Genomic DNA, 25,960 nt, shown 5'->3' on the forward strand with positions numbered 1-25,960 from the left:
GGTGGCTTTGGCAATCTCTGACATCGTTTTTTGAGCTTTCATGATACATTAGCAACATGTCCACTTGTTGTCTATGAACATTTCAAAAGACTTAATGCTTAGCCAAATACACTTCATATCAATAAACACTTCTAAAAATCAAAAAACCTCCATTTTAACTACAATTTAAAAACCAAATGTACCGTATCAATACCCTTTTTTAAGTTAACAAGACACCCGATGCAAATCAAAAACAAAAACACCACTTTTCAAAAACCTAAATCCACGGCACAGATGCTATCTACTAAAAATAAGAAGACATTTATACAAATCAAAAAACACAATACTTTCCTTTTATTTTGCCTTAACAAAAAACCTATCAAATTTGAAATGCTTGACCACCCTCACGTTCCTAGGCGCTCGCTTCAACTCAATTCGGCTTGATTGTGGTGTACATGGGATGGTTGCCGAATTGGATTTTGGGAGCAGTACAGAAATCTCATGTGTCACAAAGATTTCTTCGTACTGCCCCCGCAAGGCTGACTCGACTTCTCAAAAGCGAGCGCATTGAGAAGTCAGACAGCTACTGCGTTAAACAGTAATCACTTTTGAAGTTAAATCACATTATTTTGCCTTTAACATAACCCCTCAGGAGTCTCGGCTAGTTTTGGCTATCTATGACATACGATTTAAACTTCAAGGGACATAGTCATCGTATCCATCCCATGTTTGAATATATCTCAAAAAACGGATATCCCAGCCACACTTCTGTATCAAAAAGCCCTCATTTAATAAACATGAATTTTTCTATCACCGTTTGTCAAAAACTACAATCATATCATCCACTGATACTTTAGATAGAAGCGTGAGCGGTACACACTCTCTTATTCCCCCATTTCAAGACCAAGTATCAGATTAATGTCATTTTCAGGTTGTTTAGTTTTTCTCTTAATACCAGTGTGTTTCTTCATCTCTGATTGCAAGAACCGTGCGAGACTCCTGAGACTTCAGCGCCTCGGAAAGCATAGCACGGTTCAGCAATTTCAGATGAATCGCCTTAAGTCGAAAAATCCAACGACCATTAAAAAGCATCAAACAACGATGATACGTCGTTTGATGCTTGTTCGGTTCTATCAATCAAACTATTCTACTGCAAATAAGTATGGATAAATTGGCTGTTGACCGTCTTGTACTTCAACTTCAACGTCTTCATAGTGCTCACCGACGAATGTTTCAATCCAGTCTGTTAATTCGCTCTCCGCTTCTTCACCTGTGATAATCGTTAAAATTTCACTATCTTCACTTAACATGTGATTTAAAGTCTCTTTCAATACGGTTTGCTTGTCTCGGTCACTCGCGATGATTTTATCTTCTACAAGTCCCATGAAAGCATCTTTTTCAATTTCAATACCGTCAATTTTCGTATCTCTCACGGCATACGTCATCGCACCTGATTGGACGTCGTCGATAGCTGCTGTCATTGCTTCTTCGTTAGTCGCTAGATCTGCGCTTTCGTCATAGTGGAACATAGCTGCGATACCTTGTGGGACAGTACGTGTTGGAATAATGATTGTTTCAGCTTCAACAATATCCGCTGCCTGTTGACTTGCCATTTGAATATTTTTATTATTCGGTAAAATAATGGCACGTTTACAACCACTGTCGTTAATCACTTTAACAATGTCTTCGGTTGAAGGGTTCATCGTTTGACCGCCACTAATGACATGTGTCGCACCCATTGATTTGAACAGCTTAGTAATGCCGTCACCCATTGAAATTGTAATGACCGCGGTTTCTACAGTTTGTGTTGTATCATTTGTATTTTTTGTTTTAGATTGATGTGCTGCTTCTTTACGTAAGACTTCACGGTGTTGTTCACGCATATTTTCAGCTTTAACTTTAATCAATTCACCGTACTTTTGACCGAATGAAAAGACTTCACCTGGTGTTTCTGTATGGACATGGACTTTCACAATTTCGTCGTCACTGATCACCAATAATGAATCTCCAAACTGGCTCATTTCTTGTCTAAAGTCAGCTTCATCAAATGGTGCTTTATCTGCTTCGAAACGCACCATCATTTCTGTACAATAGCCATAGACGATATCTTCTGTATCAATAACACCATGGAAGTCGTGTTCATCGTTAAAGAATGCTTCACGATCAACTTTCGGTGCTTCTGCGACAATTTTTTCACCTTTCATCGCTTTAAGGAAACCTTCATAAACTAATGTCAGGCCTTTACCACCGCTATCCACAACGCCGACTTCTTTCAGCACTGGTAATAAATTAGGTGTATTTTCAAGTGACTTTTGCGCCTCTTCATAAACGTACGCCATCACTTCTAAACAATCGTCCGTTTCTTGTGCTTTTTTAACAGCTGCTGCACCTGCATCTTTAGCGACAGTCAAAATTGTCCCTTCCACTGGCTTCATGACTGCTTTATAAGCTGTTTTAACACCGGCTTCAAAACTTTCCGCAAATTGTTTAGCATCAATTTCTTCTTTATCTTCTAATGCTTTTGAAAATCCGCGGAAAATTTGAGATAGAATCACACCAGAGTTGCCTCGTGCGCCCATCAATAATCCTTTAGAAAAAGCTTTACCTAAATTCCCAATATGCGCTGTCAAATGCGCCTGTACTTCTTCACGTCCAGAAGTCATTGACAAATTCATGTTTGTACCTGTATCCCCATCAGGCACAGGGTAAACATTTAATGCATCCACCATGTCCGCATTATTTGATAAATTTTGTGCCCCTTGTATAATCATGTCGGCAAATAGATTACCGTTGATCTTCGTTATCATGCAAATATCCTCCTATTAGTCTTTCCCGTCATTAGTAAAGCGCACGCCCTGAACAAAAATATTTACAGAGTTGACTTTAAGTTTTAATGTATTTTCTAAAGTATATTTCACAGTCGATTGCACGTTTTGCGCAACTTCTGAAATTTTCACACCGTAACTTACAATAATGTGCATATCTACGTCTAACACACCATTATCTTCCCTCACTACGATTCCTTTCGCATAGTTTTCATGTCCTAAAATTTCAGCAATACCGTCTCTCACTTGTTGACGTGAAGCCATCCCAACGATGCCATAACATTCTACAGCTTTACCGCCTACAATTGACGCGATTACTTCATTTGAGATATCGATACTTCCATAATCATTTGTAATTTCTAAAGCCATCCTTTTCGCCTCCTATTTACAAATTCACTCTTTTATATCATCTATCTTTACATTTGTTAAAATTGATTGCCTATCATTTAAAAACACTCTGATTTCTAATAATATTATATTACTATATCTGACAAGTCGTTGCCAATATACGCATGTCCACGATTACTTTTTCTCATCTTTCAATTAATCACAGTTTCAAATTATATCAGAAAGTGCATAACACAAAAAGTGATTTATGAAAATATAACCTAACTTTTTATTGCATGTCAATGGTTAATGTGGTATATTACCTTAGTATGTAGTAGAAAAGTGTATTTGTATTTCTTAAAGGAGGTACGATGATGGGTAAAGAATGTTTCGTAACAGGACGTAAAGCTTCAACAGGTAACAGACGTTCACACGCGTTAAACTCAACTAAACGTCGTTGGAATGCTAACTTACAAAAAGTTAGAATCCTTGTTGATGGTAAACCTAAAAAAGTTTGGGTTTCAACTCGTGCTTTAAAATCAGGTAAAGTTACTCGCGTATAATTAACAACATATATCGAAATAAAAAACAGGTCTTTATGTGGGAGACCTGTTTTTTTGCTATTTATCATGACTTATCTCGACTTCTCATGACATAGACGCCACCTTGATGAATGATGACCTCACCTCGTTCTGCATCAAATTCGTTTGAGACTGTTAAAGTTTCGCCTCGATTCAACTGCTGCTCGCACAATTCATATTTAAATCCTTTTAATGAAAGTACGACTTGATCCGTCCCTTGCATCAATGAAACATAACGATAAGCTGTATCATTTTGTAATACATGCTGACCTTCAGTTAAATATTCGATTTTATTTTGTTGATCAATGAGTTGAATGCGCACCGCTTCAAAATCAGGATGTTGCAGGAGTTGCATGGCACCCATAAAATGATCTAAACGCCCACCAGTTGCCCCAAAAATTTGAATATGACGATACCCTTGTTCCACTGCAGTGCGTACAGCAAGTGCTAAGTCTGTATCGGCTTTTTCGGCTGGTACGGGGTCGATATCAATGTGTGACTGTATCCATTCGCGCTCACTTTGAGAAATTGAATCAAAATCGCCTACCGCAAAGATTGGCATAATATTGTGTTGTAATAAAATCATTGTGCCTCTATCTACGCCACCCCATGTTTGATGACGTTGAATATCGAACAATGCTTCTGGCAATTCACGATCACTACAGAGCAAGCCAATGACTTTATCGTCCATTATAGTTCACCTTTCAAACGTTGGTTCGCTTCTTTATAATCTGCTTGGCTAAAGAAATATGAACCTGCGACTAACCAATCTGCCCCTGCTTCAACGACTTGTTTCGCTGTTTGATCATTAATGCCACCGTCGACTTCGATTTTAAAGTCGAGTTGGCGATTTTTACGTATGTCATCTAACTGTTTAATTTTATCTACGGCAGCTGGAAGGAATGCTTGTCCACCAAAACCTGGATTCACGGACATGACTAAGACGAAATCTACCTCTGCAATGATCGCATCTATAGCATGCACCGGTGTCCCTGGATTAATGACAACACCTGCTTCAACACCATGCTTTTTAATATTTTGAATCACTCTATGAATATGCGGATTGCCTTCCATGTGCACTGAAATTTTGTTCACACCTTTTTCCGCAAACGCTTCGACATAGTCATTCGGCGTTTCAATCATCAAGTGTGCATCAATCGGTAAATCCGTCGCTGCACGAATCGCTTCGAGCACTGGAAAACCAATTGAAATGTTAGGTACGAATTGGCCATCCATCACATCAAAATGTAATGCATCAATGCCACTTTTTTCTAATTTTGTTAATTCTTGTTTTAAGTTCAAAAAATCAGCTGATAATAAAGAAGGAAAAACTTTTGTCATTAGTATCTTACCTTTCGATTTGATATTTCATTATATAATTGTACGTAATGGTCATAACGAAATGCCGGCAATTCACCTGCATCTAGCATCGCTTTGACATGACAACGTGGTTCATTAATATGATAACAATCTCTAAATTTACAGTACGCCCCTAATTCGGCAATATCAATAAAATAGTCTCGCAAATCTTCTTTTTCAATATGATCAAAATCGAGCGCACTAAAACCAGGTGTGTCAGCGATATGACCTTGTTCACGTGGATAAAGTTCGACATGGCGCGTCGTATGCTTGCCTCGGTTGAGTGATTGTGAAATTTCATTCGTCTCCAACTCAAGACTCGGCGCATAACGGTTGAGTAATGTCGATTTTCCTACACCAGACTGTCCACTCAATACCGCCAGTCCAGGTGCCCATTGTTGAAATACTTCAGCCACATCATCATCTTTACCAATAAACTGTGTTTGATAACCGATTTTTTCATAATATTTGAGAACTTCTTCAATGGTTGCTTGTTCTTCTTTTGATGCAAGATCCTTTTTTGTAATGAGTATGCTCGGCTGCAACCCATATGAATGACCAATCACGAGAAAACGATCTAACAATTGTGTTGAAAAATCAGGAGACACCGCACTCATCACGACAATGAGTAAATCGATGTTGCTCACTGGCGGCCTTTTTAATTCATTACGACGTTCATGTACGTGTTGGATATAGCCCGATGCATGTGTTTCTACATCAATATCCACAATATCTCCAACGATAGGCGTAATTTGCTTTTTTCTGAAGAGTCCACGTGGTTTTGCATCAAACATTTCACCGTTGACGTCAACGCGATAGACACCGCTGATTGATTTAATAATTCGACCTGTTTTCAAATTCACACCTCTTTTTCGTTAATATCCTCAATTATTATATCAAAGCCTTATAGACAATGATATGATTTAATACTTGAAACAACTTTTGATCTCAATGTATGCCATACCAATAAAAAAGAGACTGAGAAAACAATGTCCCAGTCCCATCTCGCTTTATTTCAGCCTATTCATACACAGAAATTAAATTCTTGGATAAACACTTTTAATGATTGTCCCACTCGTTACTTTGCCTGGGAATTGATCTAACTTCACAGACAAATCTTGTGCAGGTGCTTCGAAATCAATTTTATTCGCAAAATATTGAATCGTTTCTTCCATCACAATCACTGTCATCCATTCACCCGCACAACGATGATTCGTATAGAAATCTCCACCGCCTTGAGGAATTAAATCAAATGGACTGCCATCCCAGTTGTCGAAACGGTCTGGGTTAAATTGATATGGATTTTCGAATAGTTCAGGGTCGTGTGTCGTCCCAAAAATATCCAGTACCGTCAATGTGCCTTTTTTCAATTTGAAACCGTCAAATTCAACCGTTTTCTTTAATCGCCCTGGTAAAAATGGCACAAATGGGAAAATACGACGCACTTCTTGAGCGAATTTATAAGCGTAATTCGGATCGTTAGTCACTTGTAACTTTTTACGTTCTTGATCAAATTCAATCAGTGCTTTTACACCATAGCTCACAAAGCGATTCACCGCAACAAGTGGACGTATGATATTCATTAAATCTACTGCACATAAGTGTGGGTCCATTGGTTGGTCATTCAAATCTTTCCAATGTGCAAATTCATACAAAGCCGTTCCTGGTTCTGCATATTGTTGACCCTCACGTACCGCTTCAATTTGGTCTTGTAAAAATTGTTCAACACGTGCACGCGCCTTTTTCGCTTCACGATACCCTTTCAAAGATTGACCAAGCCCGCTAAACGAATCAATCATCGTATTCATATCTTCAGCATTTTGTGCCGCTTGTTCATCCGTTTGTTTTAAACCTGCCCAGCGAAAACCGACTTTTGTTAAAATCAGTCCCGCTTCTTGATAGACGTTAACTTCATCTTTATTTTGCATGCGTTCTGTGTGCATAAACCAGTAATTTCGTGTCAATTCACGTAAATATTTCAAATTTTTCTCAGTCATCAAAGACATAAAGAGTGCTTTACGGTCGACATGCACTTTACCTTCTGTCGTATGAATCGCACCTTTTCCGAATAAAGTATGTACAATGCGTTTCGGCAACGTGCCTTTTCTTGAAATCTTATCGTTGTCATAAAATAGTTCAGCCGCTGCTTTACCACTGATCACAACAACTGGTTTCATCCCTAATGCACGCGTTTCAAAAGCTTTCGTTCCAAACTTTTCTAGACGCTTAGGCACATAAGTATAAGCGTCGTTGATAATTTTAAGCGTATTGTCTAATCCCGTATCTTTTGGTAATTTCTTTGCCAATATAAGTCCCCCCGAAAAAAATTTTTATCTTCAATCCCCATTATACGTGGTTAACAGCGAAATGTAATCCAAAAACCCAACTTTCAAAAGCATCCCTAGCAAATCAGTCTGTTTTCATACTCTAAATTATCAAAAAGCCATTTTCAACAAAAAACAACCGTCAAAATGAGCCTCAAGCCCACCTTCACAGTTGATATAGTGTTATTCTGTTAAATGTCAACAATTTCCAACATTTTACCTAAACAAAACAGTGGCGTAAGATGATGATTTTGTTTTTTCCAAGCACAACAACACCTACGTTTCTCCAAACAAAACAGATTGCCAGAACGATGCTTCCTAAAAACAAAATAGCCTTATTGATTAGCAATCTAGGCGAGACTCCTAACAAACTCAAGCACCTACACCCTGCACCTAAACAAAAATAGTGGCGAAAGACGACGGTTTTGTTTTTACCAAGCACAACAACATCTACGTTTCTCCAAACAAAACAGATTGCCAGAACGATGCTTCCTAAAAACAAAATAGCCTTATTGATTAGCAATCTAGGCGAGACTCCTAACAAACTCAAGCACCTACACCCTTCACCTAATCAAAACAGTGGCGAAAGATGATGATTTTGTTTTTTCCAAGCACAATGACATCTACGTTTCTCCAAACAAAACAGATTGCCAGAACGATGCTTCATAATAACAAAATAGCCTTATTGATTAGCAATCTAGGCGAGACTCCTGAGGGATTATGTTAAAGGCAAAGTAATGTCATTTAACTTGAAAAGTGGTTACTGTTTAACGCAGTAGCTGTCTGACTTCTCAATGTTTATACTTTTGAGAAGTCTAGTCAGCCTTGCGGGGGCAGTACGACGAAATCTTTATTTCATATGAGATTTCTGTACTGCTCCCAAAATCCAATTCGGCTACCACCAAATGTACACTATCATCAAGCCGAATTTAGTTGAAGGACCAGCCCCTAGGAACGCGAGCCCTAGATTGCATCAATAAGACATGACAACTCATCTCTTTCGACACACAAAAAAAAATAGTGGCGAAAGACGACGGTTTTGTTTTTACCAAGCACAACAACACCTACGTTTCTCCAAACAAAACAGATTGCCAGAACGATGCTTCATAAAAACAAAATAGCCTTATTGATTAGCAATCTAGGCGAGACTCCTGAGGGATCAGCTGGTCCGGAAAATCCAATTCGGCTACCACCAAATGTACACTATCATCAAGCCGAATTTAGTTGAAGGACCAGCCCCTAGGAACGCGAGCCTTAGATTGCATCAATAAGACTAAATCAATATAACAACGAAGCATCGTTCAGCAATCTGTAAGATTGAAACACACATGTCACCGAAATGCTGAAACCTAACAAAAACAACACTTCATCTTCTAAAAATCATCATAATCAATCGTCTTTCTCGCCACTGTTTTACCATCCACTTTAATCACATACTTCGCCGTTTTATTTTTCTCTATTACAAATTGCATTGTTTGCGGCGTATCTCGCGTAATATTAAACGTTTCAGCAGGGCTTTGACCATTATCATTTTTGTCTGTAATAAAAACTTCTACTTTTTGAGGCTTATCATTTTTACCTGTATAAGGAATGTTCACCGTTTCACTGTACGTCTTCACCGTTGAATCACTGTCTTCATCACTGTCTTCATCACTTTCTCGCCTGTTGACACGATAAAGCTCACCGTATCGCCCTCTTCTACATTGGTCTTTTTAGGCGAGTGATTGATAATATGATGTTTTTTCACACGACGGTCTGAACGTTCTTTTTCAATTTCAACGACAAGTCCTTTTTCTTCTAATTCTGCTTTCACGTCATCTATGTCTTTGTTCGTATAATCACCGACATACACTTGACGTTTACCGAGTGATTCTGTGACTTCCACTTTATCTTGCGTCACTGCCACATTTTGACCTGGCTGAATACTTTGCGCCTCGATATGACCTTTTTCAATATTATTCTCAGTATAGGCCTTTGTGAATGTCACGTGTGTGAAGCCTAATTCTTTTAATCTTCGTTCGGCATCTTGTTTCGTCATCCCTACCAAATTCGGCATCGCTTCTACACGTTGCCCTTTCGAAATGACAAGGTCCACACTGCTTTCTTGTTCGACTTTCGTACCTTCTTCAGGATCGACAGTCATCACTTGATCTTTACTGTAACGGTCACTGTAATCATACGTGACATCACCCACTGTCAATTTATTATCTTTTAATAGTTTTTCAGCTTGAGCTTTCGATTTACCGAGCACTTCAGGCACTTGACTGTATTTATCTCCAGTCATCGCTGCTCCCATAAAAATAAACAAACTACCTAATAAAAGTAGTAAAATCACACCAAAAATTAGTTTTTTGCGTCCTGAGCGTTTCGGTGGTGGGCTATAATAGGCAGGTTGTGGCTTTGGTTTCGGTTTAGGTTGTGCCTGAGGTTGCTCTTCAGGCGTGACAATTGGAATTTGTGCCGTTTCATCAACAGCTTGACCTTGTTTCGCTTGTTCAGCTTTTAATGCATTTTTATTGATTGGTACAGTTTTCGTCGCTGTACCGTCCACTTCGTATATTGCTTCATTTTGGCGACTCGGATCTAAAGTCGACATGACATCGTGTGCCATTTCTGATACTGAACGGTAACGATGACTTTGATCCTTTTCTGTTGCTTTTAAAATGACATTACTTAACGCTTGTGGCACATCTCTTCGCGTATCTGTCACGTTTGGCACAGATTCTTGTATTTGTTTAATCGCAATACTCACTGCTGTCTCTCCTGTAAAAGGTGGATGACCCGTGAGCATCTCATATAAAACGATACCAATTGAATAAATGTCCGAACGTTCCCCTGTTTTTTCGCCTTTCGCTTGTTCAGGAGATAAATATTGGACCGTGCCGACTACATGATTCGTCTGCGTCATAGCGGTTTCACTTAAAGCCTTCGCAATACCAAAATCCACTATTTTCAGCATTTGATTACTATCTATCATGACATTTTGTGGTTTAATATCACGGTGTACAATGCCACGCTCATGCGCATGACGAATCCCACTCAGTATTTGTTCAATGAAATACAGTGCTTTTTCAGGCTTCAACGGCCCATGTGCTTTAATATAATCAGCAAGTGTCGGACCTTCAATGTACTCCATTACTAAAAAGAAAAAGTCCACTTCTTCACCCACATCTAACACACTCACAATGTTCGGATGCGTCAATATCGTTGTATTCTGTACCTCTCTTTCAAAGCGTTGGATCGTCGCTTGCTTCTCGTTCGGTGGAATATGAATTAACTTCACAGCCACTTGACGGTTCAAAATCGTGTCCATTGCGACATAAACATTTGACATACCACCGCCACCGAGAATTTGCTTTAACTCATAGCGGTCATCTATTAAGCGACCAATCATACAGGTTCACCTGCAATCTCAGCTAGTACAAATGAGATGTTATCCTTCGCTTCTAATTCTTCAGCGAGTGCTAACATTTTCTCGCCGATTTCGTGAACAGATTCATGATCATTCAATAATGTATGAAGTTGATGAGGTCTCACGTAATCTGTTAAACCATCAGAATTTAAAATCAGATATTGATAAAATTGTGTACGTTTAGTGAAAATATCAGGCGTAACAAAACGATTTGTCCCCATCACCTTAGTAATAATATGTCTTCTCGGATGTTCAAAAGCTTCTTCTTCGGTAATTTCACCTAACATCACGAGCTGATTGACGAATGTATGGTCAATTGTAATTTGGTCCATCGTTCGACCATTCGTTAAATATGCACGTGAATCGCCTACATTTGCGACAACAATATGATGGTCAAAGACTAATGCACATACACACGTCGTCCCCATACCACGATAGTCAGAATTTTGTTGTGCTTGATCATATAAATCACGGTTGACGATTTGAAGTTGATGTTTCAACCAAGCTTCTGCCTGTTCAGGTTCAATATAGTTTTCTGCTTCAAATCTTTCTTGTAAAGCACTGACGACAAATTGTGACGCCACTTCACCTGCTTGATGGCCACCCATACCGTCACATAGCACTAAAAATTGTTGATCTGTCTTATTATAAAATACGCCACCTGCATCTTCATTGTTGTCACGAAAATTACCTGCTACTGAAAAAAATTCTGCATTTAACATTATGTTCTACCTCGTTTCTGCTTGACGTTCCTTTGCTCTAAGTTGTCCACATGCTGCGTCGATATCTGCGCCTTGCTCACGTCTAATTGTAGCATTAATGCCTAATTTTTTTAATTCTTTTTCAAACTTAAAAATGTCATCTTTCGGCGTTTTCACATAATTACGCTCTGGGACGTGGTTGACTGGTATTAAATTCACATGACAATTGAGTGGTTTAATCAATTTGGCAAGTTCGCGTGCATGTTCAAGTTGATCGTTCACGCCACCAAATAAGCCATATTCAAACGTAATACGACGATTGGTTTTTTCTTGATAATATTGAATCGCTTCCATCAATTTATCCACATCATATGCTCTATTAATCGGCATTAATTTTGAACGAATTTCATTATTTGCTGCGTGTAAGCTCACCGCAAAATTAATTTGAAGTGATTCATCCGCAAAATCATAAATTCTCGGTACAATACCTGATGTTGAAACCGTAATATGACGTGCACCAATGTTTAAGCTGTTATCATCGTTCACTATTTTCAAAAAGTCCATCATTTCATCATAGTTTTCAAACGGTTCACCAATGCCCATGATGACGATAGAAGAGACACGTTCGTCCGTTTCATCTAACGCTTTTTGCACAGTTAAGACTTGTGATACGATCTCACCAGCTTCTAAGTTACGCTTCAATCCGCCTAATGTTGACGCGCAAAACGTACAGCCAATACGACAGCCCACTTGTGTCGTCACACATACAGAATTCCCATAGTCATGACGCATTAAAACTGTTTCAATTGTATAGCCATCTTGTAATTCAAATAAAAACTTGATTGTGCCATCGCGACTTTCTTGGCGGACGACCGTTTCCAAAGTCGTTATCGTAAAGTGGTCCGCGAGAAGTTGACGCAATTCTTTCGACAAATTCGTCATTTCTTCAAAAGTATCTACACGTTTATCATAAAGCCATTCGTAAATCTGTTTAGCCCGGAAACTTTGTTGGCCATTCTCTTTCAACCAACCTTGCAATTCATCAAATCTGAGTGAATAAATCGATTGTTTCTCGAAGTCTGGCAAAAATTTATTCTTCTTTTTCTTTTCTGCAGTAATCATATCGTCTACCCTTTCTTCCTTACTCTCGTTATAAAAAAACCATCTGCATGCATATCTTGTGGCAATAGTTGCAATGTTTTCACTGGTTCATGTGTCCGTGGGTCTTCAATAAAATCAAATTCGAAATCAGGATGCGACTTCAAAAAGGTATAAATCACATTGTCGTTTTCAAGTTGTTCGATTGTACATGTTGAATAAACCAATGTCCCACCCGCTTTAAGATGCTTTGAAACATTGTCGATGATGCGTAATTGTAAGTCTACTAATCCCTCTACATCTTGTGGCGTTATCATATATTTAATTTCTGGTTTATGTCTCAAAACGCCTAGCCCACTACACGGCGCATCGAGTAAAATTTTGTCAAACTGCTGGTCGTACGGTTGTGTCGCATCATGTTGCATTGCATGAATTCCTGTTAAATGTAACTTGCGAATATTATGGTCAATGAGCTGGATTTTATGCGCATGTACATCCGTTGCGAGCACTGTTCCTTGACCATTTAAAATTTCAGCCATGTGGCACGCTTTTCCTCCAGGGGCACTACAGCTATCTAACACGGTGTCACCCGGTTGTAACCCCATATATTCCGCGACAAACATAGAGCTCTTATCCTGGATACTGATCAAACCTTTTTGAAACAGCTCAGAAGTCATCACACCATGACCTGACACGTGTAGACAAACGTCAATATGAGCATCCGATTGAACGTCAAAACCTTCAGCACGTAATTGCGCGATCGCTTCATCTACTGTGATTTGTGTACGGTTCACACGTACAGTTTGTGTTCCTGGGAGAAGCAAGTTCGACGCAATCGCTTCAGTCGTGTCAGTTCCGAAATGCGTTAACCAATGTTTGATAATCCAAGTCGGTATACTGTATTGAATTGAAAGTCTTTCAGGTTGCTTTTTAATCGCAGTCACATCTGGTAATGGCTGCGATGTCATTTGACGTAAAATCGCATTGACCGTATTGCCCGTTTGTACGCCACCACGTTTCTTAGCGATATTCACGGCTTCATTAATTAAAGCATGCGTCGGCACTTTATCTAAATAAAGGAATTGATACAGGCTCATCCATAATAAACGACGCACCCAGCCTTTAATTTTTGTTTTGATGAACGGTTTTAAATAATAATCTAACGTCAGTTTTCGCTTAATCGTGCCATATACAAGTTCCGTATATAAACCGCGATCAGCAGGATTTAATGGATACGTCTGTAACATCTCATTCATTTTTAAATTACTGTAAGCTCCGTCTTTCAACACCGCTTCAATTGTCATTAAACTTAATTCACGAACTGTGACCATTTAGATGAGTTCCTTTCCAACTAGAGATGTTTGGAAACCACTTAAAAATTGTGCAACAGGCATTCTTTTCTTACCCGCTAATTGAATTTCTGTCAGTGCAATCGCATCGTCTGAACCTGTACCGACAATGATGTGTTTTTTCGTAACATCGATAATTACACCCGGACGCCCAGATTGACCTTTTATGAGTTGCGCTTCATATAACTTCATATTTTTATCTTCAAATGTCGTATAAGCCACTGGCCACGGAGATAAGCCGCGAATATGGTTAAAAATCGTACGCGCACCTTGTGTCCAATCAATACGTTCATCTTCACGTTGAATGTTCGATGCAAAGCTCACTAATGCTTCATCTTGTGGCGCACGGTCGTTCGTGCCATTTAAAATTGATGGGAGCGTTTCTTTTAATAAGTCCGTACCAAGTGCACTTAACTTATCATGCATAGTCCCCACATTGTCCGTGTCTTCAATTGGAATCGCACGTTGTGAAATGATATCACCGGCATCTAACTTTTTCACCATGTACATGATTGTCACGCCTGTTTCTGCTTCACCGTCAATAATCGCTTGATGGATTGGTGCACCACCGCGATATTTTGGCAATAATGACGCATGTACATTAACCGCGCCAAATTTTGGATGTTCAAGTAATGATTCAGGTAATAATTGACCAAACGCCGCTGTCACGATCAAGTCACATTCCATTTGAAGTAATGTCTCAAGTTCTGTTGAGCCAGTTAACTTTTCAGGTTGGTACACAGGAATATCGTGTGCAACAGCCACCTTTTTCACTGGAGGCGGTGTGAGTACCCGTTTACGTCCCACAGGTCTATCGGGTTGAGTGACAACTGCAATCACCTCTTCAGTATCGATTAACATTTCTAAAATTGCTGTTGAAAAATCAGGTGTCCCCATAAAAATAATTTTACTCATCTTCTAAATAAGCCTCCAATTCTGCATTTGAAATTTCTCGATCCATTATATCTACAAATAAAACGCCATTTAAATTATCAATAACATGTAAAATCATCCGTGCAATGTCATCATAAGCCGTCATTTCGACTTCATTGCCATTTAAATCATAACTTCGAACCGTAATCATACGACTGCGCGTCACTTCACCAAAACGTCCCGGCACACTCAAGCACCCTTCAAGTTCCGTCGCTGTTTCATCTGATTGGGTAACGACTTCAGGATTGATCAGCTGTAACAGGCCATCTTGTTCCATGTCGACAATTGCGACACGCTCACTCACACCAATTTGCGGTGCCGCTAACGCTTGACCTTCTGCATCATATAACGTATCTTCCAAATCTTGAATGATGTCTTTCAAATGTGCATCAAACTCAGTTACAGGCGCTGCTTTTTTTCTCAAAATCGGATGCATATGCGTTTTAATTTTTCTGATCATATCATTCATCGCCCCTCACGAAAATTTATCATTATATTATAGCTTATTCTCACCTAAATTGCGATAGTCTCTCATCGTCATCATAACAAAAAACGCATCATACATCATTATGCGTACGCAAAAAAGGGACAAACCGCTCAATGATCAATTAAAAATCTATCACATTGAACCATTTGCCCTTTTGTTGCCTTAAAAATCCCTCGCCTGCAATAAGGTTAGGGAATTCGATTACACACGTTATTTGGGAGATATTCAAAACTTCATAACTTGCCATTACGATTATTTTGTTTTACACCTTTTTTTAAGAGCAAAAAAATAGAAATATCAACTAAGTTCCTTTAAAATGCTATCTGAATATAGTTCTTTTTCTATTTTGAGATTAACTATATTAAAATACTTAATGAAGGAGTTTGATAGTATGACAGTAGAAGTTGCCAATTTAAGCGCATTAGAAGAAGCCCTTAACAACGGAGAAAAAGACATTAAAATCACTCAATCGTTTTTAGTACCCTATTCAATTCATTTGAGTAAAGGTGTCTCAATTTCCGGCTCAAATGAAAAAGAAATTCTTATTAGTTTTAGTCGCGGAGATGGTTTCAGCTTAGAAGGAGATAACAAAATCACAAATTTGGCAATTCAAACCAATCAAGACCAACGTGCAATTTTTATCAACTCCAATTTTGAAGATTTAGGTGAAATTGAGCTTTCTTCTTTAATAATTACTGGACAAGTTCAAATTTTAACTCGTAGACCTCAAAAGAAATTAAATTTAACTATTCATGATCTCGACATTGTCTCAGCGGATACACGAATTGCTGCTGAAAAACCATTAGCTTACGGTGTTTCAGTTTATCAAGGCGCGCTAACTATTTATAATTACAATCAAGACCCAGAATCACTAATTACAACTAAAATTGAAGGGGTCAAAATAGGCCGCGAAAAAGCACCAGTTATTGGTACAGGAATATTTATTGGCGGTTTTGGTTACGATGGCGGTAAAGTCGAAGTTGACTATCTTAAAACAAATGCTGTTTATTCAAATGGCATGATTCCATTTGGACAACCAACGTTAATAACAGCTGGTGTTTTCATAATTTCGGGTGCGCACGCAAAAAAAATTGACTCTGTCGGCCCTATAACTACTTATGGTGTTAACGATATGGTTATTGATGTATGGGGTGAAGTAGACGATTGGATTTGTTTTGAAAATATCCAATCATATGGAACTTCAGGTATAGGTTTTGTTAACTTTGGTACAGTGCATAACTTTATTGCTAAAAAACCTATCGAAACATATGGTTCGGGCGCAAGAGGATTTAATCAATATGATGGCACAATCCATAACGCCGAGTTTGATTCAATTATCACTTATGGTGATGGCTCAATTGGTATGCAGTTTTCAAAACCTGTGGGCCACATTAAAATTAACAATCATTTAAAAACTTTTGGTACAACGGGAGAGTCGCTGGTTAAAGGTCAAATACAAAAACTGGATGCAACTGCTTTATCCATTAAAGGTCAAGGAGAAATCAAAGACTTTTACATCGGTGGGGATATTCAAACGCATGGTAAAAACATTCTAGCTCTTTCAATTGAAAACGATGGCGGACTATCAAGCTTCGGGATTGGCGGTAATATCGTAACTTCTGATGAAACGCAAGAGTCAGTAGATGTTCAAGAGCATGCTATCATTGATGAAAATACAAAAAAAATGATTATCGACTGTATTAAATAATTAATAGAGTTTCAAAACAAATGACAAGCACGGGATATTTGTTCTGAGTGTTTTTATGAAAACTTAATAACTATATCATTGATTATAATCAGTCATAATCTAGTTTGTGTAAACATAGATGTCGAACTGATATTTCATGATTCACGCATACTACAGCACATGAAGAGGAGGTAAAGTACAACAGTTCTCCACTTCATGTGCTTTCTTTTATAATTATATCGTTTTCTACAATACAATCAAATAAACTTACCATGAACATCCCAAGTTCCTTTTTCCTTCGCTTCTTTTAATGCTTTCATTCTCCTAAAGCCTACAGGATGATCAGATAAAAAATTACTCAATTTAAGCCAAATTGTTTCGTCGTGTAAATCTATGCTTTTGAAATATTCTTCAATCTCAATTCTAGAACCCATATATTTTCCGGAGAATAGATAAATCATACTTAATGCGCCTTCTGGTGCATAATATAGCGCTACTCTATCAGCCGTGTATTCTTGAGCTCTAGTTAAACTTTTGTCTAAATACAAAGGCTTTAAAAAAGGGGAGAAAATCAATCGCCAAATATTTGTATGTCCACATTTATGGTGACCTAGTTCGTGAGCCAAAACAAATTTTATTAAAGGCATTTCATCAAACTTATAAGCGAGATCTAGCAAATCACTATGTATTACTATGTATCTTTTCTTCAAAGTACATTTAGCTGCAAATGCATTCATAACACCATTACCATTAATTAAATACAATCTAGGTAATTTTAATTTTTTTGAATTAAATCCCATTTCAGTTGCTAGTTGAAGGTAGATATCATATATTTCACTCAGTTGATTTTCATTGATTTCAACTCCGTTTGAAATACTATTCCAATAAAGGTAACGAATAGTAAATATAGCAAGAAAAGGTATCAACAAGCCCAAAAAAGCTCCATAAACCCATTCAGGTATATCAATAGAAAAAATTAACAAAACTATAGCCATAATTATATAGAGAAATATAGCTATAAAGCCAATTATTATCATAGGCATTTCATACTTATACCTAAATCTAGAAACACTAATTTTTTCTTTCTTTTTACACATGTTTTTTCCTCCTAGTAATAGGATATAAATTTGATTCAATGTATTGAGTTAACACGAAAAACAAATCATAATCGTTGATATAATCTATGCCCTTATATCATACAGCCCCTTAACCCGTTGAATCAATTAACTAAATATTAATTAATTATTATAATTTTATAAATATAATAGTTACGGCTTGAATTTCCTGTTTTCTACGCTTTAACACATACAAACATATCGAAAGTTATTTCTTTTTCCCGACGTTTGAAATCCATTAAACGTGATTTAAAAATTCATACAAAATGCCTTCAGTTAAACTTATAGCTATAAGTTTAACTGAAGGCTTGTAAACCCAGAACAGTATCAAAGATATATCAGATGTATTATAAATTTGTTCATAACTTTATCCCACTTCTTCATTTAATGCACTTTATTTAATAGTGACCCATAACCCGCCAACTTTAACAGTTTTAGTGTCCCACGTGCGTACTGGCATATATACGGTTTCGCCCTCGAATGTTTATATACTCATAAAATAAACAAACAACTATCAGAACAAAAGCATTAAACCATCTGCCCTTTTTCTGTCCTTAATTATATATTTAAGATTCCCATTCCCCTTGAAACACTTGATATATCAGCACTTTATGTCTGTTTTTACATCATCATATAAGGGTTGATATCTATTTTAAGTCCCAACTTATTTTTCACAAACATTTCGTGATAATAGTCATCTAAATACGTCAGTGCATGAATGAGCGACGGTTCACTTTTGTATTTCACTAATACTTGGAAGCGGTACTCATTGTTGATACGCGGGATGACTGACGGTGACGGCCCCAATACGAATGCTTTATCTGTTAAATGTTGCAACAAAATTTGATGAATATGTGTTGCGGCTTGTAGCACTTCTTTTGTCTTTTCGTGCGTAATTGTAAAGTTAATTAAATAATAGTATGGCGGATATTGCCCTAGCTTACGAAACTGCATTTCTTTTTGGTAAAAGTTCAAATAATCATTTTGTTGCACGTCTTTAATCGCGTAATGATCCGGATTATACGTTTGAATAATGACTTCCCCTTTTTTCTCATGACGTCCTGCACGCCCTGCGACTTGCGTCAATATTTGGAAGGTCCGTTCACTCGAGCGAAAATCAGGTAAATTCAACATTGTATCTGCATTTAGCACGCCAACGAGTGTAATGTTCGGAAAGTCCAATCCTTTCGCAATCATCTGTGTGCCTAACAAAATGTCGCCATTGCCTTCACCAAACTGTTTCAATAATTTTTCATGACTGCCTTTTTTAGTCGTCGTATCAACATCCATGCGAATCGTTCGGGCATCAGGGAATTGTTGTTGCAGCAATTCTTCGACACGTTGCGTCCCTGTCCCCATTTGACGAATGTGTTCACTTTGGCAGTTCGGACATTGAAACGGCGCTTGTTCTTGATAACCACAATAGTGACATTTCAGTTGGTCACTCGATTTGTGATACGTCAATGAAATATCGCAATTCGGACATTGTGGGACATGACCACAGTCGCGACATAACATAAATGATGCATACCCACGGCGGTTTAAGAAGAGGACGACTTGTTCTTTACGTTCGAGTCGTTGTTCAATCGCTTCAAGGAGACGTGCTGAAAACATGGAACGGTTACCATTTGCTAGTTCTTCTCGCATATCTAAAATTTCAACATCGGGTAATGGCTGTTGGTTGACACGTGACGGCATAGACAACAACGTATAAACGCCTTTTTCAGCACGCGCATAACTTTCCAAGCTTGGCGTCGCACTGCCTAACACAAGTGGACATTGATGATATCGACTGCGCCACTCTGCAATATCTTTCGCATGATAACGTGGATAATCTTCTTGCTTATACGTCGATTCGTGCTCTTCATCAATAATAATCATGCCGAGATTTTTAAATGGCGCAAATACACTCGAACGCGCACCAACACTGACACGTGCACGGCCATCACGAATCTTTTGCCATTCATCATAACGTTCGCCGTTCGACAAAGCAGAGTGTAGAACAGCCACTTCATCACCAAAGCGTCGTTTAAATCGTAAAACCATTTGCGGTGTTAATGCGATTTCTGGCACGAGCATCATCGCCTCTTTACCTTGTGTGAGGACATCTTCAATAATTTGGAGATACACTTCTGTTTTGCCGGACCCCGTTACACCATGTAGTAAAAACGTTTCAGCTTGTTGTTGATGGACCGAATGCAATAAAGTGTCATATGCGACTTGTTGTTCTGGTGTGAGCTCACGCTTTTGTTCTTGCTCAAAAACACGCCCTTCATATGGGTTTCGTTCCACAATCGCATCATATTTTTCGATCACGCCTTGTTTTTCTAACGTATTGATCGCTGAAGTAGAAAATGCCATGTCTAATAATTCTTGTAACAATACATCACGGTGGCGTTCATCGAGTAAAAATGCGAGCACCTCATACTGCTTTTGTTTCTTTTGCGCGGTTTCCAAATACGCTTCAGCCATTTCTGTAGACACCACTCTGACCGCACGTCGCTTTTTCTTCGTCGTATGTTGCGACAATATCGTAACGGCTTCAATATAGCCTTCTTTCAAATACGGCATGAGCTGTTCAATATTTTCATCTTGTTGTGCGTCTTTATAATAGTACAGCCCTTCTTTATTAAAGTGCATGACCACTTCATCAGGTAAATCCGCATCGTCTTTTAACTTGAACGCTTTCGAATATTTCGCTTTAATCGCACTGGGCAACATCGCTTCAAGAATAGAAATGCGCTTTAATAAAAAATAACGGCTGTACCATTCACTTAATTGGACGAGTTCTGCCGTCAGTTCTGGCTGAATATCTTTCACTTCCAAAATCGGTCTCAACTTACTCAAATCATATTCCGCTTCATCATCCGGTAAACATCGCATCACATACCCTTGAATTTTGCGCGGACCGAATGGCACAATAACACGAACACCCGGCTGAACGACATTTTCTAAATCAGCTGGTATGGCGTAATCGAACGTTTTATCCACACTTTTCGAGGCAACGTCTACAATAACTTGCGCGATCATACATCCCATCTACTTTCTAAAATTGATAAGATTTGGAAAGCCAATTTCTTTTTAGGGCCTTTTTGCAGCGTTTCAAATGTCCCATCTTTAAAATAAAGCGACACTTCATTATGATCTGAACTAAAACCAATAGACGTATCGCCTACATTGTTCGCAATAATGACATCTGCATTTTTACGCACGAGTTTGTCTTGTGCATAGCTTTCCATATTTTGTGTTTCTGCCGCAAAGCCTACTAGTTTTTGTGTCGTTTTGTGTTCACCTAAATATTTCAAAATGTCTTGTGTACGTTTGAAAGTGACAGTTACATCACCGTCTTGTTTTTTCATTTTGTGTGGCAACGGTTCAACCGGTGTGTAATCGGATACGGCAGCAGTTTTAAATATGATATCTTGTTGCTCGAAACGCTGCTTTACCGCTTGAAACATATCTTCAGCCGTCGTCACTTGTACGACTTCGACATGACGGGGTGGCTCGATTGACGTAGGTCCAGTTACTAAAGTTACCTTCGCACCGACTTTTTGAAGTGCTTCTGCTATGGCATATCCCATTTTCCCTGACGCTCTATTTGATACAAAACGGACAGGGTCAATCGTTTCGACAGTTGGCCCTGCAGTCACGAGCACTTTTTTATGATTGAAGTATGCGGATTGTGACTTTTCTGCATTTTCCTGACCTTGTCGATCGATCACAGCTTTAATTTCGAGAGGTTCCGCCATACGCCCTTTCGCTACGTAACCACATGCTAAAAAGCCTTCTCCCGGTTCAATAAAATGATAACCATCGTCTATGAGCGTTTGAATATTAGCTTGAATTCGCGGATTTTCAAACATATGGACATTCATTGCAGGTGCCATAAATTTAGGTGTCGTCGTCGCTAATAACGTCGTCGTCACCATATCGTCCGCAATTCCGTGACTTAATTTTGAAATGATGTTTGCTGTCGCGGGCGCAACGACAATCGCATCCGCCCAATCTCCTAAAGCAATATGTTGTATTTCGGCTGGGTTCTCTTCTAAAAACGTATTCGTATAAACCGCGTTACGACTAATCGCTTGAAATGATAATGGTGTGACGAATTGTTGCGCATGTTCTGTCAACATGACGCGCACATCATAACCCCCTTGTGTCAGTTTACTTGTTAAATCTATCGCTTTATATGCAGCGATACCGCCTGTTACAGCTAGCAAAATATTTTTCATCATTTCCACTCCTGTTTTTTTCACTCTTAAAAGCATTATAATATATTTACCATTTTGTTTCATAAGACGTTGCATTTCAAAATCATAGTCTCAGACGTAAAAATTTTTTAGGGGAGCTTAACACCATTTATCATCCGAACTATTTACAATGAGCACACTGAATCGTTAATGTTATCCCGATTTCAATACTTCATGATGAATGATAAAAAAACGCCTTTCAAATTCATCTCAGCAGGTAGAGACAACTTTGAAAAGCGCATTTTAAATGTCATATGCATTTATCGATTGTATTGTATTAAAAGTGTGATTCATCAACGTGTGGATGAATTTTGCTTGCGGCGATTTCTTCTAACGCGCGGCCTACTGTTTTTTTGCTTTCATAACGATCTAACAATAAATGATCAGGGTCAGCTTGTAACTCACGTGCACGTTTAGCGGCTGTTGTCGCAATTAAGTATTTTGAGTTAATTTTATCTTGTAATTGGTGTAACGGTGGGTATAACATTATTTTTTGGCCTCCAATAACATTTTTCTGTATTTCGCTTCAATGCGTTCTCGCTTTAAATGTTCAGCTTCAACAATGGACTGAATGCGGTCTTTCGCTAGATCCACTTCATCGTTTACGACAACATAATCGTAAAGATTCATCATCTCAACTTCTTTTTTCGCTTCTTTTACGCGACTTTCAATTTTTTCTTTTGATTCTGTACCACGACCGATTAAACGCTCTGTTAAATGGTCTAGGCTTGGTGGTGCTAAGAAGATAAATAGCGCATCTGGAAATTTCTTGCGCACTTGCTTGGCCCCTTCAACTTCAATCTCTAAGAATACATCGTGACCTGCATTCATCGTATCTTTAACATATTGCACGGGTGTGCCGTAATAATTTCCTACATACTCTGCGTATTCAATAAACTCATCTGCTTCAATGAGTTTTTCAAATTCTTCTCTCGTTTTGAAAAAATAATCAACGCCATCTTGTTCGCCTTCTCGCATTTGACGCGTTGTCATCGAGATGGAATATTTATAAGATGTGTGTGGATCATCAAAAATACGTTTTCTAACTGTGCCCTTGCCAACACCAGAAGGGCCTGAGAGTACTATTAGTAAGCCTTTTTCAGTATCCATGCCTTACGACCTTTCTTCGCTATTCTTCTATTTATTAACATATCTTACCACAATTTTTATTGAATTGCATAGAGGGCCAAGCGAAAACTTTAGTTCTGACGTGCATGGATAGGCATGTTATAATAATGTAATGAAAATTTTTAAAGGTGGCAGATATTTATGGCATTTGATGGTGTATTTACAAGAAAAATGGTAGAAGAATTACAATTTCTCGTTTCTGGACGTATTCATAAAATCAATCAGCCGGAAAACGATACGATCATCATGGTTGTCAGACAGCAACGCCAAAACCATCAATTGTTGTTGTCGATTCACCCTAATTTTGCAAGGATTCACCTCACTACAAAAAAATATGATAATCCATTCGAACCGCCGATGTTTGCGCGCGTCTTTCGTAAACATTTAGAGGGCGGACGTATCCTTGCCATTCGCCAAATCGGTAATGACCGTCGCATCGAAATGGACGTGGAAAGTAAAGATGAAATTGGCGATACGATTCATCGTACTGTAATTTTAGAAATTATGGGCAAACATAGTAACCTCATTCTTGTTAATGAAGAACGCAAAATTTTAGAAGGTTTTAAACACCTTACACCAAATACGAATCAATTTAGAACCGTGATGCCAGGTTTTCAATATGAAGCGCCGCCAACACAACATAAACAAAATCCTTATGAATACACTGGTGCGCAAGTGCTCCAACATATTGATTTCAATGCGGGCAAAATTGATCGTCAGCTGCTCCAAACGTTTGAAGGATTTTCACCGTTACTCACAAAAGAAATTACATCGAGACGCCATTTTATGACAACGCAAACTTTACCTGAAGCATTTGATGAAGTGATGGCCGAAACGAAAGCAGCGCCACAACCTGTGTTCCATAAAAATCACGAAACGGGTAAAGAAGACTTTTATTTTATGAAGCTCCAACAGTTTTACGATGATTGCGTCACGTATGATTCACTCCATGAACTGCTCGACCGTTTTTATGATGCGCGTGGTGAACGTGAGCGTGTCAAGCAACGTGCGAATGATTTAGTGAAACTCGTCCAACAATTGCTTCAAAAATATCAAAATAAATTGAGTAAGCTCGTCGATGAACAAGCAGGAACAGAAGAAAAAGAGAACCAACAATTATATGGCGAATTAATCACAGCGAATATTTATCAACTCAAACCTGGAGATCGCCAATTAGAAACGGTGAATTATTACACTGGGGAAAACGTGACGATTCCGTTAAATCCACAAAAGTCACCTGCTGAAAATGCGCAATACTATTATAAACAGTACAACCGAATGAAAACACGTGAGCGCGAATTGACACATCAAATTACTTTAACCGAAGAAAATATCGCTTATTTTGAAAATATCGAGCAACAGTTGTCACACATTCAAGTGCATGAAATTGACGATATTCGTGAAGAACTGGCAGAACAAGGCTTTATTAAACAGAAGAAACAGCAGAAAAAGAAAAAGCAACAAAAAATCCAATTACAATCCTATGTTTCTACAGATGGCGATACCATTTTAGTTGGTAAAAATAATAAACAAAATGATTATTTAACGAATAAGCGTGCGCAAAAATCACATTTATGGTTCCATACGAAAGATATTCCAGGAAGCCATGTCGTGATTTTAAATGATGCGCCGAGTGACAAAACGATTGAAGAAGCGGCGATGATTGCAGCGTACTTTTCAAAAGCAGGACAATCGGGACAAATTCCAGTGGATTATACAACGATTCGCAATGTGCACAAACCGAGTGGCAGTAAACCAGGATTTGTCACGTACGATAACCAGAAGACACTTTATGCCACACCGGATTATGATATGATTCGTCAGTTGAAAGCTGAAGAAGTGTAAAAGATATAGTGTTAAATTTGCTATTTAATAGACTGTAGTATCGGATTTAAATCTAAAAAAACGAAGCTAGGATGACGTACATTCTAGCTTCGGTTTTTATTGAAAATCATCAGTAAATTAATGCATTTTCATCATAGGATTCATCTTAAAATAAGGCTACAAGGATACTGAAAAGAATTAATAAAATTAAAAAGAGCGTTGAAATCATAGCAGACCGTTTAAGAGATAACTTACCTGTCGCATGTAATAACAACATGAATAAATAACTCTGAAGGATAGGTTTAAAATGCCCATTGAGTAAAGGATCCTTTTTTATAAAAATCATAGCTATTCTTATTGATTTTTGACATAAATTAAACCTCTATTATACAAAAAAAGGGCTTTCTTTTTAGAGTCGCGACCCTTACGACTACATCATCTTTAGAGTATTTTCTTTTTAGAGTCGGTATTACTCTCCGACTACCTCTGATTAAACTATACCAAAATCACCACGAGTAACAAATATGAACACTATTTCGGGTCAATTTCTTTCAATAAATCTGTCTCTAAAGTGCGGGCTT

The 25,960-nt window shown here is 38.2% G+C and carries 19 protein-coding genes and 1 pseudogene; 3 read left to right on the top strand and 17 right to left on the bottom strand.

The window, feature by feature from the left end; all coding sequences use genetic code 11:
• Nucleotides 1-1,121: 1,121 nt before the first annotated feature.
• Both fakA and EL101_RS08720 read right to left on the bottom strand, forming a co-directional pair.
• Nucleotides 1,122-2,786 carry a fatty acid kinase catalytic subunit FakA gene (fakA, locus tag EL101_RS08715; protein WP_096596199.1) on the bottom strand — a complete coding sequence of 555 codons (1,665 nt, stop codon included), beginning with the start codon at nucleotides 2,784-2,786 and terminating at the stop codon, nucleotides 1,122-1,124.
• 15 nt (nucleotides 2,787-2,801) lie between these two features.
• Nucleotides 2,802-3,173 (bottom strand): Asp23/Gls24 family envelope stress response protein, encoded by a 372-nt coding sequence (locus tag EL101_RS08720; RefSeq protein ID WP_096596198.1) that lies wholly within the window; start codon nucleotides 3,171-3,173, stop codon nucleotides 2,802-2,804.
• Nucleotides 3,174-3,505: 332 nt separating this feature from the next.
• Here EL101_RS08720 and rpmB point away from each other — a divergent pair, with 332 nt between their 5' ends.
• On the top strand, nucleotides 3,506-3,694 hold the full coding sequence (gene rpmB, locus EL101_RS08725; RefSeq protein ID WP_014614133.1) for a 50S ribosomal protein L28: 189 nt from the start codon (nucleotides 3,506-3,508) through the stop codon (nucleotides 3,692-3,694).
• A gap of 64 nt (nucleotides 3,695-3,758) precedes the next feature.
• Here rpmB and EL101_RS08730 read toward each other — a convergent pair whose 3' ends face one another.
• The 10 genes and pseudogenes from EL101_RS08730 to def all read right to left on the bottom strand — a co-directional run bounded on the left by EL101_RS08730 (nucleotide 3,759) and on the right by def (nucleotide 15,348).
• Nucleotides 3,759-4,403, bottom strand: coding sequence for a thiamine diphosphokinase (locus EL101_RS08730; RefSeq protein ID WP_096596197.1), 645 nt, complete (start codon nucleotides 4,401-4,403; stop codon nucleotides 3,759-3,761).
• Nucleotides 4,403-5,053, bottom strand: a complete 651-nt coding sequence (rpe, locus tag EL101_RS08735; protein ID WP_096596196.1) for a ribulose-phosphate 3-epimerase — start codon at nucleotides 5,051-5,053, stop codon at nucleotides 4,403-4,405. Before rpe ends, EL101_RS08730 begins: the two co-directional genes overlap by 1 nt.
• Entirely contained in the window at nucleotides 5,053-5,928 is an 876-nt protein-coding gene (gene rsgA, locus EL101_RS08740) for a ribosome small subunit-dependent GTPase A (RefSeq protein WP_096593028.1), read from the bottom strand. Before rsgA ends, rpe begins: the two co-directional genes overlap by 1 nt.
• Before the next feature lie 180 nt (nucleotides 5,929-6,108).
• Nucleotides 6,109-7,377 (bottom strand): cytochrome P450, encoded by a 1,269-nt coding sequence (locus EL101_RS08745; protein ID WP_096596195.1) that lies wholly within the window; start codon nucleotides 7,375-7,377, stop codon nucleotides 6,109-6,111.
• A 1,391-nt stretch (nucleotides 7,378-8,768) separates the two neighbouring features.
• Nucleotides 8,769-10,789: pseudogene (gene pknB / locus EL101_RS08750) on the bottom strand (Stk1 family PASTA domain-containing Ser/Thr kinase).
• Nucleotides 10,786-11,529, bottom strand: coding sequence for a Stp1/IreP family PP2C-type Ser/Thr phosphatase (locus EL101_RS08755; protein ID WP_096596193.1), 744 nt, complete (start codon nucleotides 11,527-11,529; stop codon nucleotides 10,786-10,788). Before EL101_RS08755 ends, pknB begins: the two are co-directional and overlap by 4 nt.
• A 6-nt stretch (nucleotides 11,530-11,535) precedes the next feature.
• Complete coding sequence (rlmN, locus tag EL101_RS08760; protein WP_019165534.1) at nucleotides 11,536-12,630, bottom strand: dual-specificity RNA methyltransferase RlmN; 1,095 nt, start codon at nucleotides 12,628-12,630, stop codon at nucleotides 11,536-11,538.
• A gap of 5 nt (nucleotides 12,631-12,635) precedes the next feature.
• Nucleotides 12,636-13,937 (bottom strand): 16S rRNA (cytosine(967)-C(5))-methyltransferase RsmB, encoded by a 1,302-nt coding sequence (rsmB, locus tag EL101_RS08765; RefSeq protein WP_096596192.1) that lies wholly within the window; start codon nucleotides 13,935-13,937, stop codon nucleotides 12,636-12,638.
• Complete coding sequence (gene fmt / locus EL101_RS08770) at nucleotides 13,938-14,870, bottom strand: methionyl-tRNA formyltransferase (protein WP_096596191.1); 933 nt, start codon at nucleotides 14,868-14,870, stop codon at nucleotides 13,938-13,940.
• On the bottom strand, nucleotides 14,863-15,348 hold the full coding sequence (gene def, locus EL101_RS08775; protein ID WP_096596190.1) for a peptide deformylase: 486 nt from the start codon (nucleotides 15,346-15,348) through the stop codon (nucleotides 14,863-14,865). The genes fmt and def overlap by 8 nt, the downstream gene beginning before the upstream one ends.
• 418 nt (nucleotides 15,349-15,766) lie before the next feature.
• Here def and EL101_RS08780 point away from each other — a divergent pair, with 418 nt between their 5' ends.
• The gene (locus tag EL101_RS08780) at nucleotides 15,767-17,083 is read left to right on the top strand and encodes a hypothetical protein (protein WP_096596189.1); all 1,317 of its coding nucleotides are present in this window, start codon (nucleotides 15,767-15,769) and stop codon (nucleotides 17,081-17,083) included.
• A 236-nt stretch (nucleotides 17,084-17,319) separates the two neighbouring features.
• Here EL101_RS08780 and EL101_RS08785 read toward each other — a convergent pair whose 3' ends face one another.
• The 5 genes from EL101_RS08785 to gmk form a co-directional block, all read right to left on the bottom strand.
• A complete protein-coding gene (locus EL101_RS08785) occupies nucleotides 17,320-18,159 on the bottom strand; it encodes a M48 family metallopeptidase (RefSeq protein ID WP_197717995.1) in 840 nt (279 codons plus the stop codon).
• A 639-nt stretch (nucleotides 18,160-18,798) separates the two neighbouring features.
• Nucleotides 18,799-21,207, bottom strand: a complete 2,409-nt coding sequence (priA, locus tag EL101_RS08790) for a primosomal protein N' (RefSeq protein WP_096596188.1) — start codon at nucleotides 21,205-21,207, stop codon at nucleotides 18,799-18,801.
• The gene (gene coaBC / locus EL101_RS08795) at nucleotides 21,204-22,409 is read right to left on the bottom strand and encodes a bifunctional phosphopantothenoylcysteine decarboxylase/phosphopantothenate--cysteine ligase CoaBC (RefSeq protein WP_240622732.1); all 1,206 of its coding nucleotides are present in this window, start codon (nucleotides 22,407-22,409) and stop codon (nucleotides 21,204-21,206) included. The genes priA and coaBC overlap by 4 nt, the downstream gene beginning before the upstream one ends.
• A gap of 295 nt (nucleotides 22,410-22,704) precedes the next feature.
• Nucleotides 22,705-22,914, bottom strand: coding sequence for a DNA-directed RNA polymerase subunit omega (gene rpoZ, locus EL101_RS08800; protein WP_019165540.1), 210 nt, complete (start codon nucleotides 22,912-22,914; stop codon nucleotides 22,705-22,707).
• Nucleotides 22,914-23,537: a guanylate kinase gene (gene gmk / locus EL101_RS08805; protein ID WP_014614147.1), complete on the bottom strand. Its 624-nt coding sequence runs from the start codon at nucleotides 23,535-23,537 to the stop codon at nucleotides 22,914-22,916. The genes rpoZ and gmk overlap by 1 nt, the downstream gene beginning before the upstream one ends.
• A gap of 159 nt (nucleotides 23,538-23,696) precedes the next feature.
• On the opposite strand from gmk, the gene EL101_RS08810 reads away from it, so the two are divergent.
• On the top strand, nucleotides 23,697-25,400 hold the full coding sequence (locus EL101_RS08810) for an Rqc2 family fibronectin-binding protein (RefSeq protein ID WP_096596186.1): 1,704 nt from the start codon (nucleotides 23,697-23,699) through the stop codon (nucleotides 25,398-25,400).
• Nucleotides 25,401-25,960: the final 560 nt, after the last annotated feature.

The organism is Staphylococcus delphini (genome assembly GCF_900636325.1).
GTDB classification, from domain to species: domain Bacteria; phylum Bacillota; class Bacilli; order Staphylococcales; family Staphylococcaceae; genus Staphylococcus; species Staphylococcus delphini.

Coding starts and splice junctions, on each gene's coding strand:
- fakA (WP_096596199.1), bottom strand. CDS start 2,786: ATGATAACGAAGATCAACGGTAATCTATTTGCCGACATGATTATACAA.
- EL101_RS08720 (WP_096596198.1), bottom strand. CDS start 3,173: ATGGCTTTAGAAATTACAAATGATTATGGAAGTATCGATATCTCAAAT.
- rpmB (WP_014614133.1), top strand. CDS start 3,506: ATGGGTAAAGAATGTTTCGTAACAGGACGTAAAGCTTCAACAGGTAAC.
- EL101_RS08730 (WP_096596197.1), bottom strand. CDS start 4,403: ATGGACGATAAAGTCATTGGCTTGCTCTGTAGTGATCGTGAATTGCCA.
- rpe (WP_096596196.1), bottom strand. CDS start 5,053: ATGACAAAAGTTTTTCCTTCTTTATTATCAGCTGATTTTTTGAACTTA.
- EL101_RS08755 (WP_096596193.1), bottom strand. CDS start 11,529: ATGTTAAATGCAGAATTTTTTTCAGTAGCAGGTAATTTTCGTGACAAC.
- rlmN (WP_019165534.1), bottom strand. CDS start 12,630: ATGATTACTGCAGAAAAGAAAAAGAAGAATAAATTTTTGCCAGACTTC.
- rsmB (WP_096596192.1), bottom strand. CDS start 13,937: ATGGTCACAGTTCGTGAATTAAGTTTAATGACAATTGAAGCGGTGTTG.
- fmt (WP_096596191.1), bottom strand. CDS start 14,870: ATGAGTAAAATTATTTTTATGGGGACACCTGATTTTTCAACAGCAATT.
- def (WP_096596190.1), bottom strand. CDS start 15,348: ATGATCAGAAAAATTAAAACGCATATGCATCCGATTTTGAGAAAAAAA.
- EL101_RS08780 (WP_096596189.1), top strand. CDS start 15,767: ATGACAGTAGAAGTTGCCAATTTAAGCGCATTAGAAGAAGCCCTTAAC.
- EL101_RS08785 (WP_197717995.1), bottom strand. CDS start 18,159: ATGTGTAAAAAGAAAGAAAAAATTAGTGTTTCTAGATTTAGGTATAAG.
- priA (WP_096596188.1), bottom strand. CDS start 21,207: ATGATCGCGCAAGTTATTGTAGACGTTGCCTCGAAAAGTGTGGATAAA.
- coaBC (WP_240622732.1), bottom strand. CDS start 22,409: ATGAAAAATATTTTGCTAGCTGTAACAGGCGGTATCGCTGCATATAAA.
- rpoZ (WP_019165540.1), bottom strand. CDS start 22,914: ATGTTATACCCACCGTTACACCAATTACAAGATAAAATTAACTCAAAA.
- gmk (WP_014614147.1), bottom strand. CDS start 23,537: ATGGATACTGAAAAAGGCTTACTAATAGTACTCTCAGGCCCTTCTGGT.
- EL101_RS08810 (WP_096596186.1), top strand. CDS start 23,697: ATGGCATTTGATGGTGTATTTACAAGAAAAATGGTAGAAGAATTACAA.